The 14,622-nt window shown below is 69.5% G+C and carries 12 protein-coding genes; 7 read left to right on the forward strand and 5 right to left on the reverse strand.

Translation table 11 applies throughout. The features are described 5' to 3' along the window. Positions 1 to 42: 42 nt before the first annotated feature. Both CEP50_RS16425 and CEP50_RS16430 read left to right on the forward strand, forming a co-directional pair. Positions 43 to 969, forward strand: a complete 927-nt coding sequence (locus CEP50_RS16425) for a diacylglycerol/lipid kinase family protein (RefSeq protein ID WP_181188421.1) — start codon at positions 43 to 45, stop codon at positions 967 to 969. A gap of 129 nt (positions 970 to 1,098) precedes the next feature. Further along, entirely contained in the window at positions 1,099 to 1,290 is a 192-nt protein-coding gene (locus CEP50_RS16430; protein WP_106114848.1) for a hypothetical protein, read from the forward strand. Between the two features lie 67 nt (positions 1,291 to 1,357). On the opposite strand, the gene CEP50_RS16435 is transcribed toward CEP50_RS16430, so the two are convergent. The 4 genes from CEP50_RS16435 to CEP50_RS16450 form a co-directional block, all read right to left on the reverse strand. Then, entirely contained in the window at positions 1,358 to 3,016 is a 1,659-nt protein-coding gene (locus CEP50_RS16435; protein ID WP_106114837.1) for an FAD-binding dehydrogenase, read from the reverse strand. A 56-nt stretch (positions 3,017 to 3,072) separates the two neighbouring features. Then, the gene (gene mctP, locus CEP50_RS16440) at positions 3,073 to 4,773 is read right to left on the reverse strand and encodes a monocarboxylate uptake permease MctP (protein ID WP_106114838.1); all 1,701 of its coding nucleotides are present in this window, start codon (positions 4,771 to 4,773) and stop codon (positions 3,073 to 3,075) included. A gap of 1 nt (position 4,774) precedes the next feature. Next, positions 4,775 to 5,041: a DUF3311 domain-containing protein gene (locus CEP50_RS16445; RefSeq protein ID WP_106114839.1), complete on the reverse strand. Its 267-nt coding sequence runs from the start codon at positions 5,039 to 5,041 to the stop codon at positions 4,775 to 4,777. A gap of 141 nt (positions 5,042 to 5,182) precedes the next feature. Further along, entirely contained in the window at positions 5,183 to 5,854 is a 672-nt protein-coding gene (locus CEP50_RS16450; protein WP_106114849.1) for an HAD-IA family hydrolase, read from the reverse strand. 144 nt (positions 5,855 to 5,998) lie between these two features. Here CEP50_RS16450 and CEP50_RS16455 point away from each other — a divergent pair, with 144 nt between their 5' ends. The 3 genes from CEP50_RS16455 (at position 5,999) to CEP50_RS16465 (ending at position 9,476) form a co-directional block, all read left to right on the forward strand. Beyond that, on the forward strand, positions 5,999 to 7,210 hold the full coding sequence (locus tag CEP50_RS16455) for a dipeptidase (protein ID WP_106114840.1): 1,212 nt from the start codon (positions 5,999 to 6,001) through the stop codon (positions 7,208 to 7,210). An 85-nt stretch (positions 7,211 to 7,295) separates the two neighbouring features. Next, positions 7,296 to 7,817, forward strand: coding sequence for a MarR family winged helix-turn-helix transcriptional regulator (locus tag CEP50_RS16460; protein ID WP_181188422.1), 522 nt, complete (start codon positions 7,296 to 7,298; stop codon positions 7,815 to 7,817). Between the two features lie 159 nt (positions 7,818 to 7,976). Continuing rightward, positions 7,977 to 9,476, forward strand: coding sequence for an FAD-dependent monooxygenase (locus tag CEP50_RS16465; protein WP_106114842.1), 1,500 nt, complete (start codon positions 7,977 to 7,979; stop codon positions 9,474 to 9,476). Positions 9,477 to 9,485: 9 nt separating this feature from the next. Here CEP50_RS16465 and CEP50_RS16470 read toward each other — a convergent pair whose 3' ends face one another. Beyond that, entirely contained in the window at positions 9,486 to 10,172 is a 687-nt protein-coding gene (locus CEP50_RS16470; protein WP_181188423.1) for a hypothetical protein, read from the reverse strand. A gap of 628 nt (positions 10,173 to 10,800) precedes the next feature. Here CEP50_RS16470 and CEP50_RS16475 point away from each other — a divergent pair. Then, complete coding sequence (locus CEP50_RS16475; RefSeq protein WP_106114843.1) at positions 10,801 to 12,366, forward strand: Na+/H+ antiporter NhaC family protein; 1,566 nt, start codon at positions 10,801 to 10,803, stop codon at positions 12,364 to 12,366. Positions 12,367 to 13,336: 970 nt separating this feature from the next. Continuing rightward, the gene (locus CEP50_RS16480; RefSeq protein ID WP_106114844.1) at positions 13,337 to 14,422 is read left to right on the forward strand and encodes a nucleotide disphospho-sugar-binding domain-containing protein; all 1,086 of its coding nucleotides are present in this window, start codon (positions 13,337 to 13,339) and stop codon (positions 14,420 to 14,422) included. Positions 14,423 to 14,622 lie beyond the last annotated feature (200 nt).

A 14,622-nucleotide genomic window follows, 5' to 3' on the forward strand; every position in this document is an offset into this window, starting at 1 on the left:
CACTGCGCGGTGTCCGGTCCGACCGAACGCGCAGGAGCGGTGGTGTCCACGGAAACGAGAACCGCGAACCGGGTGGCTGTGGTGGTCAACACGCTGTCCCGTGTCGGCAGCCAGGCCTACTCGCTGGCCCTGCGCACCCTGAGCGAGCAGGGAGTCCCCCTCGGGCGGACCTACCCGCTGCGGGATCCCACCCGACTGGTGGAGACGGTGCGCTCAGCCGTGGACGCCGGGCACGACTTCGTGGTGATCGGCGGCGGGGACGGAACCGTCAGCTCCGTGGTCGACGTGCTGGCCCACACCGGCGTGCCCATGGGACTGCTTCCGCTGGGGACGGCCAACGACTTCGCCCGCACCCTCGACATCCCGACCGACCTGGAACGGGCGTGTCACACCATCGCGCAAGGCAGGATCGTGGACATCGACCTGGGGCTGTGCGGCACCAACTACTACGCCAACCGGGCCTCGGTGGGCGTGGGCGCCGAGGTGGCCACCGCGATGTCGCCGGTGCTGAAGAAACGCGTCGGGTCGCTGGCCTACCCGGTGGCCTCCGCCCGGGGTTTTCTGCGGCACCGCCCGTTCCCCGCCAGGCTGAGCTTCCCGGACGGTGACCACGACACCAGGGAGTATCCCAGCCTGCTGCAGATCTCGGTGGCCAACGGGCGCTACTTCGGAGGCGGACAGCTGGCCGTCCCCGACTCCGGGATCGACGACAGCACCCTGGACATCACGGTGATCAGGCACGGCACCCTCCGTGAACTGCTCACCGTCGCGCGGAACTTCCGCAGCACCCGGCTGCTGGACACCGACCAGGCCGAACACATCCGCACCCGGCGGGTCCGCGTGGAGACAGCCCGGAGCATGCCGATCAACATCGACGGCGAGCTGGTGGACCACACCCCCCAGGAGATCTCCGTGGCCCGCAACGCGCTGCACGTGGCCGTCCCCCGGAACTGGGTGGACGGTGGTTGAGCACCCGGGGACCCCGGAAGGTGCCCTGGCACACACGCCCCCGAGGCGGGTGGATCCGGCCGGAACGAAAGGGTAGACCGGTCGCCGGACCGACCAGCCCCGACTGCGGAGGGAACGAGCCCGTTGACCATGTGGAACTACAGCAACGCTCCACGCTGCACCGTGTGCGCGCACCGCGCGATCGTCACCAAGCACCAGGCCCAGCGGCTGGTCAACTCCTCCGGCGGGCGGCTGGTGGCCTATCAGTGCCCCATCGAGCTGTCCAGCTGGCACGTGTGGGCACCGGAGTTCGAGCGGGGTGGCGGGAGCGCTTCCCGGTAGGCCACGCCGGTTTCGGCGCCACCCGCCCTCGACCACAGCGCCGTGGTGGACGCGCCGTCCCCTCGCTTCAGCCCAGGTCCCGGGCCAGTGCCCTGCCCGCGTTCCTGCCGGAGAACACGCACCCGCCGAGGAAGGTGCCCTCCAGCGCGTTGTGGCCGTGCACCCCGCCACCACCGAAACCGGCCACCTCACCGGCGGCGTAGAGCCCGTCGACCACTCCGCCGTCCGGCCGCAGCACCTGCGAGTCCAGATTCGTCTCCATCCCGCCGAGGGTCTTGCGGGTGAGCACGCGCAGCCGCACCGCGACCAGCGGCCCGTGGCGCGGGTCGAGCAGCCGGTGCGGGGGTGTCACCCGGATCAAGCGGTCACTGACGAACCCGCGGGCCGCCCGGATCGCGGTGAGCTGCATGTCCTTACCGGCCATGCCGCCCACCCCGGCGTCCCGGGCCAGCACCTCGTCGCGCACCCGCTGGTAGTCCAGCAGCCGCCGACCGGTCAGCTCGTTCATCGCGGTGACCAGGTCCCGCAGGGTGTCCCGCACCAGGAAGTCGACCCCGCGACGCCGGAAGGCCTCGACCGGCCCGGGAGCTCCGCCGCGCACCCGGGACAGCAGCTTGCGGGGGCTCTTGTCGGTCAGGTCCGGGTTCTGCTCCGAACCGGACAGCGCGAACTCCTTCTCCAGGATGCTGCGGTCCAGCAGGAACCAGCTGTGGTCGTGGCCGGTGGCCAGCAGGTGTCGCAGCGTTCCCATGGTGTCGAAACCGGGGAAGTACGGCGGTGGCAGCCGGTTGCCGCAGGCGTCCAGCCACAGCGACGAGGGTCCGGGCAGGATCCGGATGCCGTGGTCCGGCCAGACCGGGTCCCAGTTGCCCACCCCCTCGGTGTAGTGCCACATGCGGTCCCGGTTGATCACGCTGGCCCCGGCCCGCTCCCCGATCTCCAGCATCCTGCCGTCCACGTGCGCCGGTACGCCGGTGAGCATGTGCTCCGGGGCGCGTCCGAGCCGACGCGGCCAGTTGCGCCGCACCAGCTCCTGGTCGCCTCCGATCCCGCCGGAGGCCACCACCACCGCCTGGGCGTGGTGCTCGAACTCGCCGACCACCCGCCGCGAGGAGGCCACCCCGCGCGGTTCGGCGGAGGGTTCCAGCACGCTGCCCCGCACCCCGTGCACCGCTCCCCGGTCGACCAGCAGCTCGTCCACGCGCCGGCGGTACTCGAAGCGCACCAGCCCTTCCCGTTCGGCCCGACGCACCCGTTCGGCGAACACGCGGACGATCTCGGGGCCGGTCCCCCATCCGAAGTGGAACCGGGGGACCGAGTTGCCGTGCCCGCCCGCGGTGCCGTCGCCGCGTTCGGCCCAGCCCACGAAGGGCATGAAACGCATTCCCAACCCGCGCAGGTACTCGCGTTTCTCCCCGGCGGCGAAGGAGACGTAGGCCTCCGCCCAGCGGCGTGGCCACCGGTCGGAGGCGGAGTCCCCGAAGGCGGCCGAGCCCATCCAGTCCCGCAGGGCCAGCTCGGCGCTGTCCCGCACCCCCAGTCTGCGCTGTTCGGGGCTGTTCACCAGGAAGATTCCGCCGAGCGACCAGTGGGCCTGGCCGCCGAGGTTGTCGGCGTTCTCCTGTTCGAGGACCAGCACGGAACGACCGGCCCGGGTGAGTTCGTAGGTGGCCACCAGTCCCGCGAGTCCGGCGCCCACGACGATGACGTCCGTCTGCGCTGTCACGAGTCCGCCTTTCGTCGTTGTCGGAAAACGCGGCCCCGCCCTCGGCGGGTGCCGCCTCAGGTCCGGGTGGAGGGGGTCCGCCGCTCGGGCTCCTCCGGTCCGCCGTCAGCCGTTCCGCCACCGGCGTGCCCGCTCGCGGGTCGACCGGTGGCCAGATAGTCCCCCTGCCGGGTGTGGTCGGTGCCGCGGGAGAGGCCGAGACGGCCCAACAGCGGGGTGAGCAGCACGGCCACCAGCAGGTTCATCACCAGGGCCACGGCCCCGACGTAGATCTGGGTGGGGACGTCCGGAAGCGGTTGCCAGCCGAACAGGTTGAAATCACCCAGCCGCATGGCGGAGCCGCCGAAGTGCCCCCGCCCGGTGACCGGGTCCTTGGGGATCAGGTAGAGCTGCCACAGCCCCCACGCCATGCCCACCGTCCACCCGGCGACCAGCGCCCAGCGGTGCAGCCACCTCGTGTACAGGCCCACGGCCACGGCGGGGAGGGTCTGGAGGATGATCACGCCGCCGATGAGCTGCATGTCGATGGAGAACTGGGGGTCGATGAACACGATGCTCAGCACGGCGCCGAACTTGACCACCAGGGAGGCCAGCCGGGCCTGCCGCGCCTCGTCCGCCGCGCTCGCCCGGGGACGGAGGTGTTCCTTGTAGATGTTGCGGGTCCACAGGTTCGCCGCCGCGATGGACATGATGGCCGCGGGAACGAGAGCCCCGATGCCGATGGCCGCGTAGGCCAGCCCGGCGAACCAGTCGGCGAACATCCGGTCGAACAGCACCGGGACGATGGTGTTGGAGTCCGGTTCGCCCGTCGCCCCGTTGACGATCGGTTCCACCCCGGTCGCCAGGGCCGCGTAGCCCAGCAGCGCCAGCATGCCCAGCAGGAACGAGTAGGCGGGCAGCGCGATCATGTTGCGCCGGATGACCCCGCGCCCGGAGGAGGCCAGGATGCCGGTCAGCGAGTGGGGGTAGAGGAACAGCGCCAGGGCCGAGCCCAGCGCCAGCGTGGCGTACTGGAGCTGGTTGTGCTCGCCCAGCAGGACGGAACCGGAGGCCTGGCCGGTCCGCGGGTCCGGCCGGGACAGCACGGCGGCGGACTCGTCGATGATCGAGCCCCACCCGCCGATCCTGGTGGGCAGGTAGAACACGGCCACCAGGATGACCACGTAGATCAGCAGGTCCTTGACGAAGGCGATCAGCGCGGGCGCGCGCAGCCCGGAGTGGTAGGTGTACAGCGCCAGCACCAGGAAGGCCACGAACAGCGGCGCGTGCCCCGCGATCCCGCCGCCGTTGAGCCCCATGGTGCGCAGCACGGCCCCCAGCCCCGCCAGCTGGAGGGCGATGTAGGGCATCGTGGCCACGATCCCGGTGACCGCCACCAGGGTGGCCAGCAGTGCGGAGTCGTAACGTCCGCGCACGTAGTCCGCCGGGGTGACGTATCCGTGCACCTTGGACACCGACCACATGCGCAGCAGCGGCAGCAGCACCAGCGGGTACAGCACCACGGTGTAGGGAAGCGCGAAGAACCCCATGGCCCCGGCCCCGAACACCAGGGCGGGAACGGCCACGAAGGTGTAGGCGGTGTAGAGGTCCCCGCCCACCAGGAACCACGTGATCCAGGATCCGAACCGGCGCCCGCCCAGTCCCCACTCGTCGAGGTGGTCCATGGAGGCGGCCCGGCGCCACCGGGTGGCCACGAAACCCAGCACCGACACCAGCACGAACAGCGCGGTGAACACCCCGAACTCGGTCCACTGCATGTCAGCGTTCTCCCCCGCTCGGGGTGTCCTGGTCGGCGGCCCGTTCCCGCCGGTTGGCCGCGCGCACCACCAGCGCCACGCACACCACGCCCAGGGGGACGAAGAGGAACTGCGACCAGTAGAACATCGGCAGCCCGAACAGGCGGGGCTCGTCGTGGTTCCACAGCGGAGTGACCAGCATCAGCAGCGGAACCAGCAGCAACAGGTTCCAGGGCGAGCGCTCGTGGCGCGGCGTTCGGCCCGCCTGCTCCCCGTCCCGGTCGGACATCAGCGGTATCCTCCGGAGTTCGCCCTTCCGATCACTCGATCGAGTAGCAGCATGTTAAACGGAGCCCGTGGGTGAGGGAAGGGCGCGAACGCCCCATCCCGTCCGGAAGGTTCGTCGCCCGCTTCCCCGGCGGGAACCGGCTCACTCGGCGGGCAGCCGGTCGGGCAGTTCCTCCAGTGTGTCCAGCACGAGCTCGGGCTCGGGGGCGAACGGGTAGTCCGGCACCGCCGGGGAGGCCAGCTGGGCCACCCGCAGTCCCGCCAGCGCGGCACCGGCGCAGTCGAAGGGGTTGCCGGAGACCAGCCAGATCTCGTCCGGCTCGTCGCCGAGCCGTCCGGCCAGGTGCCGGTAGGTCTCCGGGGCGGGTTTGAACGTCTCCACCTCGGCACAGCTGACCGTCCACTCGAAGCGGTCGGCGATCCCGTGCTCGGTGAGGATCCTGTCCAGCCCCCGCGGGTCCCCGTTCGAGAACACGGCGAGACGGGCTCCGCGCCGCAGCATCCGGTCCAGCACCGCCTCCACCCCCTCGAACAGCTCGGGGACGGCCACCCGCTCCAGCGCCACCGCGCGCTGCTGCTCGCTCAGCCCGGTTCCGGCCGCGCTCAGGGCCATGTCCAACGCCTGCGCGGTGACCACCGGCCACGGCTGGTGGTGGCGGGCGGCGGCGAGCAGCCAGGAGATCTCCAGCTGGTAGCGCCGCCACGAAGCGGCGATCGTCTCCGCCTGGTGCGTGTACGGGCGCAGGCCGTTCGCGTGGCTCGCCGGGTCGGCCAGCGTCCCGAACACGTCGAAGGCCACTTTCGGTCCGGGCACGGCCACTCCTCCCTGCCGGGGCGTGGGGAGAGCTCGCGGCGCGGGCTCCCCGGCCAAGGTCGCAGAACCGGTCGCCTGCGGCAACGTCCCGCGCCGCCGAGGGGTTAGGGTGGGTCCTCCCGCACCCGCACACGTGAGGCCGGCATGAACGACACCGTCAGCACCGCCCCGTCCACCCCCACCCGGCCGGGACCGGTGGGTGTTCCCGTGTTCGACGGCCACAACGACCTCCCCTGGGCACTGCGGGAGCAGGTGGGCTACGAGCTGGCGCGCCGGGAGCTCACCGCGGACCAGTCGGGCACGCTGCACACGGACCTGGCCCGGTTGGAGGCCGGCGGGGTGGGCGCGCAGTTCTGGTCGGTCTACGTCAGCACCGAACTGACCGGACAGACGGCCGTGACGGCCACTCTGGAGCAGGTGGACTGCGTCCGTGCGCTGCTGGAGCGCTATCCCGAGCGGCTGGCCGCCGCCACCTCGGCCTCCGAGGTGGAACGCGCCCGCGAGTCCGGACGCATCGCCTCGCTGATGGGGGCCGAGGGCGGGCACTCGATCGGCTGCTCGCTGGGCACGCTGCGCGCGCTGTACCGGCTGGGGGTGCGCTACCTGACGCTCACGCACAACGACAACGTCGCCTGGGCGGACTCGGCCACCGACGAACCACGCGCCGGAGGGCTCACCCGTTTCGGTGAGGAGGTGGTGCGGGAGATGAACCGACTGGGCATGTTGGTGGACCTCTCGCACACCGCCGCCGACACCATGCGGGACGCGTTGCGGGTCACACGGGCCCCGGTGATCTTCTCCCACTCCAACGCCAGGTCGCTGTGCGACCACCCGCGCAACGTGCCCGAGGACGTGCTGCGGGCGGTGCCGGACAACGGCGGGGTGGTCATGGCCACCTTCGTGCCGAAGTTCGTCCTCCAGGCCGCCGCCGACTGGGACCGCTCGCTGGACGAACACCTGCTCGCGCGGGGGATCCACCCGTTGGCCACCTCGGAGGAGGCCCGCCGGGCACGTGCGGAGTTCGAGGCCGAGCACCCGCGCCCCCGCGCGACGGTCTCCGACGTGGCCGACCAGGTGGAGCGACTGCGTTCCGTCGTGGGGGTCGACCACGTCGGTCTCGGCGGGGACTTCGACGGGACGGTGTTCACCACCTCCGGGCTGGAGGACGTCTCCGGCTATCCGGCGCTGTCGGAGGAGCTGCTCACGCGCGGCTGGTCCGAGGAGGAGCTGGCCAAACTGACCTGGCACAACCCGCTGCGGGTGCTGGGCGAGGCCGAGCGGGTCTCCGAACGGTTGCGGGAACGCGAGGAACCGTCGGTCGCCACCGTCGAGCAGCTCGACGGTCCGGCCGCCTGAACCCGGTACCGCCCCGGCCGTCGGGACGGGGGCCGAACGCCTTCTTTTCGCCGTCGAAATGTTCGCCGTAGTAGGGTCCGTGCTCGTGAGCGACGGCGCGAACGTCCCGGCGGAACAGGTCGAGGAGACCGCCCGGCGCTGGAGTGACCAGTGCCCGGACCGCAACGTCTCCCCGGTGCTCGTGCTCGGCCTGCTGAACGAGGCCCGCCTGCGGCTGGAGGAACGCCTGGCCGGGGCGCTGGAGGAGCACGGCTTGCGGAGCTGGGAGTTCGACGTGCTCGCTGCCCTGCGCACCGAGGGCGAGCCCTACGAGCTGTGCCCGGGAACCCTCAGCCTCCGCCTCGGGGTCTCCAACAGCGCGATGACCCACCGGATCACTCGGCTGGAGGAGTCCGGACTGGTCGAGCGTCGTTTCAGCCCCCACAACCGGAGGATCGTTCTCGTCCGGCTGACCCAGCGGGGACGCGCGCTCACCGAACACGCGATGGGTTCCTACCTCTCCGAAGGGGGAGACGCCCTCGCGGGGCTGACGCGGGAGGAGCTCGACCGGCTCTGCCTACTGCTGCGCAGACTCGGCACGTCCTCCGCGCGGCACGCGGAGGAGTGAACCGGCGGCCGAGCGAGTTGACCTACTCCTGTCTCCATCATGGTTTCTCCGCGAAATTTTCCATATCTTAGTTTTGAACGTCGTAATGTTCGGCGGTGAAAGAAAGCTCGTTCTCGGAGACCCCGACCGAGCGGACGAACCGAGCGGAGGGAGCAGGCCGTGACCGAACCGGATGTGGACGTCCTGATCGCGGGAGGAGGACCGGTCGGACTCCTGCTGGCCAACGAACTCCGCAAACGCGGTGTGCCGGTCGTGGTCGCCGAAGCCACCGAGACGATCCGCCAGGAACCCCGGGCGGGCACGCTCCACGCCCGCACCGTCCAGTCACTCACCCGAAGCGGCTATCTCAACGCCCCGGACGGGAACTCCTCCGGAAAGCACTCCGTCCCGTTCCACTTCGCCGGGCTGTCCGGACTGACCATCCACTCCCCCGCGTCCGAGGGAAACCCACTGCTGAACCTCCCGCAGGAGGAGCTGGAGCGCGACCTCGAACGCTCCGCCCGGCAACGCGGGACCGACCTGCGGCGCGGTCACCGGGTCACCGGGATCCGCCCGCACGACACCGCCGTCGAGGTGACGGTGGAGTCACCGCGCGGGGAGTACTCCGTGCGGGCCTCCTACGTGGTCGGAGCGGACGGGGCGCGCAGCACGGTGCGGGAACAGGCGGCAGTCACCAACGACACCCGCTCCCCCACCTTCGGGGCGGTGCTCGGGATGGTGCGTCTGACCGAACCCGACAAGGTCCCCGGAGGATGGTCCCAGGGACCGACCGGCTGGACACTGATCAACCCCAACCCCACCGGGCACAGCCGGGTGATCGCCCACGAGTTCACCCGGCCGCTGCCGGATCACCGTTCCCCCCTCGACCTCACCGAGCTGCGCACACGGACCTCGCGAATCCTGGGCTTCGAGGTGGGGATGAGCGACCCGGACTTCCTCACCCGCTTCAGCGACTTCTGCCGACTCGCCGACTCCTTCCGCACGGGCCGGGTGCTGCTCGCCGGGGACGCCGCCCACGTGCACTCCCCGCTGGGAGGGCAGGGCGTGAACCTGGGGTTGCAGGACGCCCTGAACCTGGGCTGGAAACTCTCCCTGGTGGTCTCCGGTTCGGCCGGGGAGGACCTGCTGGACGGCTACCACGCGGAACGCTGGGCGGCCGCGCGTCGCGTGGTGGACAACACCCGTGCCCAGGCGGCCCTGATGCGTCCCGGCGAGGAGGTCGACCGGCTCCGCGAGCTGTTCGGCGAACTGCTGGAGCTGGACGAGGCCAACGAACTCGTCCAACGCCGTATCAGCGGCCAGGCGGTCACCTACGAGCCGCTGGACCCCACCGACACGCTCCACGAGGGACGGTTCCAACCCAATCTGGGCCTGACCGGCCCGGACGGACGCACCAGCGTCGTCGAACTGCTGACCCCCGGAAACGGGGTGCTGCTGCTGGGCCAACACGCCTGCCCCGCGCTGGAGGACGCGGCACGGGCCTGGAAGGACCGGGTCGAGGTCCACCGCGTCGACCCCGACGAGCCGCAGCGGTGGAACGCGGCGCTGCTGCGCCCCGACGGATACCTGGCCTGGACCGACGCGGCCGGCGACGTCTCGGCCACGGGGTTGGAACGGCACCTCACCCACTACTTCGGCCCGGCGGCCACGGCGCACTGAGCTCGCGGCTCACCGCCGGCCCGGCGGGGGAAGTTCCACGGCGACCTCGGGCACGGTGCGCAGCACCTGCCGGGGAGGCCGTCCCCGCACCGGCTCGGCCTCGGCCACCACCACGGTCGCGCCCCGCAGCTTCGAGTCGTAGTGGTGGCCGGTGAAGCGCTTTCCGGGCAGCACGGGGCGGATGTCGCCGGTGCCGTGCACGTCGATGAGGTCCCGGAAGCGACGGGCCTGTCCACGTCCGCGCATGCGCACCCAGGACACCAGCACGGTGACGGTGTTCTCCGCCCGGTCGGTCAGCGGGAACTGGACCCGGTCCAACCTCCGGCAGGGGTGTTCCAGGAAGAACTCCCGGACCTCGCCGTGGGAGAACAGCACGCACTCGGCGGCCTCGTCCCGTGTGCGGTCTCCCCGTCGCAGCCGCATCCGGCTCCAGGTCCTGCTCCGCTTTCCCCGACGGGCGAGCCGTTTGCTGCTGGCCGTGTTCCGCTGCACGGTACGCACCACGGCGGAGTCCGCCGCGGAGAGCCCCGCCGAGCCCGTCCCACCCGCGGCTCCGCCGAGGGACAACGAGCCCGTGGTTCCACCCGAGTACACCAACACCGCCGCCACCCCGGCACCGAGGAGTTTTCCGCCGCGTTTTCCCCGGATCGGGTACACCGTTCCGTCTTTCCTGGTACGGAATTCCGGCTGGGGCATTCAGCTCCTTTCCACGCTTCCGGACGGATACTGCCGCTTCAACGACTGAACGTGCACTCGGGAAAAGACGATCTCACTCGTTCGGTCCATGAAAGGAAAGTTGATCTCACTCGTTCAGAGGAAAAAGGGGTCGGTGTGTAACAGCTCCCGGACGTCGTGACCGCCGCACGCACGACCTCCTCCCGTCGAGCGCCGCCCCGTGAGCCAACATCCCACCGAAAGCACCGATCCACGGAGGCGACACGGAGAAACACGTCCGACACGGACGGTGAACAATCTCCACGACCTCCCGCGAAAAGCACGGGGAGAACATTCCGGAGATTCTCTCCGAACCAAGAGAACGTCCACCGAAAAAGCATCATCACGAAAAATCGTCCGTACGCCCTTCTTGCTAGGCTGAACCGGGAGAAAAAGGGGTCACGCTCCCCGGACAAGATCAGCGAAGAGGAAGTCACAGCGGTGCGCCGAAACACGGAAAAGACGTCTTCCACGACGACAGGAACACAACTACCGCGAGAACCGGCGGCCGGGTTCCGGATCTCCCCCGACCCTTGCACCTGTCGGTACCGTGTTCCGCACGCCGCGCAGCGGCGTGCGCAGTAACCCCGAGCCACCCAGGAGCGCGCCGATGTCAGATTCGTTCTTATCCCTGGTTCCTCCGGTACTCGCTCTCGGCCTGGTCGTACTCACACGCAAAGTTCTGCTTTCGCTGAGCATCGGAATCCTTTCCGGCGTGGCGCTGCTGAACGGATTCGCACCACTGGACTCTCTGGGAACGCTCTTCGGGATCGTGGCGGAAATATTCGTCTCCGACGGAGGAATCAACACCGGAAACGTCTTCATTCTCTGTTTCCTGCTCCTTCTCGGAATGACGGCCTCCGTCATATCGGCGTGCGGGGGCAGCCACTCCTTCGCCGAGTGGGCGACACGTCGTTTCCGGACCCGCAGGGGCACCCTGTTCTTCCCGACCCTGCTCGGAGTCGTCCTGTTCATCGACGACTACTTCAACGCCCTGGTCGTCGGAAACGTGAGTCGCCCCGTCACCGACCGACAGCGGATATCCCGAGCCAAGCTCGCCTACACGGTGGACTCCACCTCGGCCCCCATATGCATACTCATGCCGATCTCCAGTTGGGGGGCCTACATCATCTCCGTGTTCGCCGGGATCGTCTCGGTACGCGGCTTCGCCGAGATCGGTGGGCTGGAGGCCTTCCTGCGCACCGTCCCGGTCAACTACTACGCCGTCATCGCGCTGCTCATGGTGCTCTGCGTGGTGTTCTTCGGTCTCGACATCGGACCGATGCGCAGGCACGAGCAGCGCGCGCTGCGGGGCGAAGGGCTCACCGACCCGGCGAAGGGGGCGTTCTCCCGGGAACCGGAGAGCGAGGACCACAACCCGAACGGCAGGATCCGGGACCTGATCGTGCCGATCCTGGCCCTGGTCGTCGCCACGGTCGTCGCCATGATCGCCACCGGGGCGCGGGCCGCCGCGGAGGTCTCCCCGCTGGCGGTGTTCGAGAACACCGACGTGCCGACCTCACTGCTGTGCGGCGGTGTCGTGGGCTGGCTCGTCGCCCTGGGATTCGCCGTCCGGGCAGGCACCGGCCGTCAACGGCTCGGGCGGGGGACGTGGTCGGGGATCCGCTCGATGCTGCCGGCCATCTGGATCCTGCTGTTCGCCTGGACCATCATCGCGGTGATCGAGCGGCTGGGTACCGGTGAGTACCTCGCCGGGCTGGTCAGCGGCCGCATCGACAACGCGCTGATCCCGCTGCTGATCTTCGTGACCGCGGGGTTCATGTCGCTGTCCACCGGAACCTCCTGGGGGACGTTCGGGGTGATGCTGCCGATCGCGGCGGACATCGCCGCAGCCACCGACCCGGGGCTGATGTTCGCGGCGCTCGGTGCGGTGCTGGCCGGGGCCATCTGGGGGGACCACTGCTCGCCGATCTCCGACACCACGATCATGTCCTCGGCGGGGGCGCAGTCGCACCACATCGACCACGTGGTAACCCAGCTGCCCTACGCGCTGATCATCGCCGGGATCTCCGCCGCCGGTTACCTGGTGCTCGGACTCACCGGCAGCGGTCTTCTGGGCCTGCTCGGGGCCCTGGTGCTGTTCGTCGCGACCGTGGTGGTGCTGCGCCTGGTCACCGGTGCCGCCCGCCGGACGGGGGAGCCCGTGCTCCGGTGAGCACGGTGGCCGGAGCCGGAACCGCTCTCCCGTCCCGACCGCGGGGAAGCACGGCGTCGCGGGGTGGTTCGCGCGCGTGTCGTCCCGGTTCCGGCCGAGCGGTTCCAGTTCCTCCTGCCCAGTCCCCTGCCCAGTCCGAACAGGAGAACCGGAACCGCGACCAGCAGCACCCAGGGCCAGTACCAGCCCAGATACTCGTCGAGGTAGGGGGCAGCCAGGTACCAGCCGACGAACAACGCCAGCCCAGTCCAGACCCCCTCGGACACGGGCCCGCCGTGTCCGCCGTTCCGGTTCCTCCCACCGGATCCTGCGTTCCGTTCCCGCACCGGGTTCTCCCGTCCGCGTCTCGGGACCGATCCTGCCCACCGTGTGACGTCTCTGGTCCATCCGTGTGACGCGGAACCAGCCCGCCAACGGACCCACGAACACGTGTTGTTGCTCACCGGGACACCCCACCCCGGAGGGTGACGTGATCAATCCACACCCACTCCAACGCACGCGCCCCCGCTCCCGCGGACCTCCTCTTTGAAGAGATTTGAATTCATTCGCCACCCAGGATCTTTACAACGGCGAGACCCCGAAGAAGAATATCGCCAGACTTAGCGGTGCTGTGTTCACAGTCGACACAGACAAGCAACAATACCGGACATCCGACCTGTCCGTCGTCGTCAAAAGCGCCCCGGCGACAAAGGAATTCGGAATACAACTCTTTGTCAAATTCCTTGTTGCCGAGAACGACGCACCAGGAGACTTGACGCCGCCTTCGGCATACCACTGACAAGGCAACAGGTGCTGTCATACCTCCTGGGGAGTCCGTATCGGAAAGTGTTCGTGATTCGCCCACACCCATCCGCTGAGCGGACGAACAACGACGAAAAGTAGTACACCACCCACAGCGCGGAAATGCTGTGCACTCACTTGGGGAGAAGTAGTGAAATTCCTTTTCGTAACAGGGCCCAGTCCCGCGACAGTGTTCGCGCTGGCTCCGCTGGCCACGGCAGTGCGCAACGCCGGTCACCAAGTGTTCATGGCCGCTACCGAGGAGACGGTTCCGACGATCGCGCAGGTGAACCTCCCCGCCATCTCTCTGACGGACCGCTCACTGCACAGTCTGATCTCCGAGGACCGGAACGGAAACCCGGTTGCCCTCCCGTCCGGCCTGGAGGAGTCGCAGCGACACTGCGGCGAGTGGTTCGGTCGGCTGGCCGCCGCCAGCCTCGACGCGCTCTTCGAGCTCACCAACGAGTGGAGGCCCGACGTCGTCGTCGGAGGGAAGCTGTCCTACGCCGCGGCTCTCATCGCCAGAACCCTGAACGTTCCCTACGTGCGGCACGCCTGGGACTTCGACGACTACGTCGGGATCGACCCACACGCCTCCCGGGAACTGCGCCCCGAGCTGGACGGGCTGGGACTGGACGACCTTCCCACCCCCGATCTGTTCATCGACATCTCCCCCTCCGACCTGGCCGTCCGGCACGCCACCGAGATCCAGCCCATGCGCTGGATTCCCGGAAACAAACAGGGCAAGGTGCTCCCCTGGATGTACATACCGACATCCGGGCGGCGCGTGTGCATAACCTCGGGAAACCGCGTCTCGGTGATGCAGAGCCACGATTTCATCTGCGAGGTCGCCGAATCCCTGGCCGAGGAGGACATCGAGGTCGTCATCGCCGCCCCGGAGGACGCGGCCCCGGAACTGCGCAGACGCCTGCCCGGGCTGAACATCGGATGGCTTCCACTCGACGTGGTGGCCCCCACCTGCGACGCAGTTGTCCACCACGGTGGCGGCGTCACCAGTCTCACCGCCCTGAACGCCGGAGTGCCCCAGGTGGTCTTCCCCGGGTCGTCCATCCAGGAGGAGTCCTCCGAACGTCTGGCCCGCACCGGAGCCGCACTCACACTCACTCGTTCCGAGGCGACGCCCGAACTCATAGCGAAGTCCTGCTGGTCCGTGCTGGAGGACCCCGAGTACAAGCGACGCTCGGTCCAACTGGCACGCGACATCGCGGAATTTCCCACCCCGGACCTGATCGTCAGGACCCTCGAACGCCTGTGACGGGCCGCCCCCTCGACCTCGACGTACGAGGGGACGGCCGGGAAGAAGGCGGGACGGGAAACCCCGTGCGGAACGCGGCAGGTTCGGCGGGGCCCACCCGGACAGTCCCCCGCCACCCGAACCGCCCCGAAAGAAAGACCTGGCTCCCACCCGAACCGCGCGGCCCCACCCCGTACACCCCGGGAATCCTCTCACCGGGG

Origin of the sequence: Actinopolyspora mortivallis (assembly GCF_003001495.1) — a bacterium.
GTDB lineage: Bacteria > Actinomycetota > Actinomycetes > Mycobacteriales > Pseudonocardiaceae > Actinopolyspora > Actinopolyspora mortivallis_A.

Excerpts from the sequence above, each read along its gene's own strand:
- CEP50_RS16475 (WP_106114843.1), top strand. The coding sequence starts at position 10,801 with ATGTCAGATTCGTTCTTATCCCTGGTTCCTCCGGTACTCGCTCTCGGC.
- CEP50_RS16445 (WP_106114839.1), bottom strand. The coding sequence starts at position 5,041 with ATGTCCGACCGGGACGGGGAGCAGGCGGGCCGAACGCCGCGCCACGAG.
- CEP50_RS16430 (WP_106114848.1), top strand. The coding sequence starts at position 1,099 with ATGTGGAACTACAGCAACGCTCCACGCTGCACCGTGTGCGCGCACCGC.
- mctP (WP_106114838.1), bottom strand. The coding sequence starts at position 4,773 with ATGCAGTGGACCGAGTTCGGGGTGTTCACCGCGCTGTTCGTGCTGGTG.
- CEP50_RS16470 (WP_181188423.1), bottom strand. The coding sequence starts at position 10,172 with ATGCCCCAGCCGGAATTCCGTACCAGGAAAGACGGAACGGTGTACCCG.
- CEP50_RS16455 (WP_106114840.1), top strand. The coding sequence starts at position 5,999 with ATGAACGACACCGTCAGCACCGCCCCGTCCACCCCCACCCGGCCGGGA.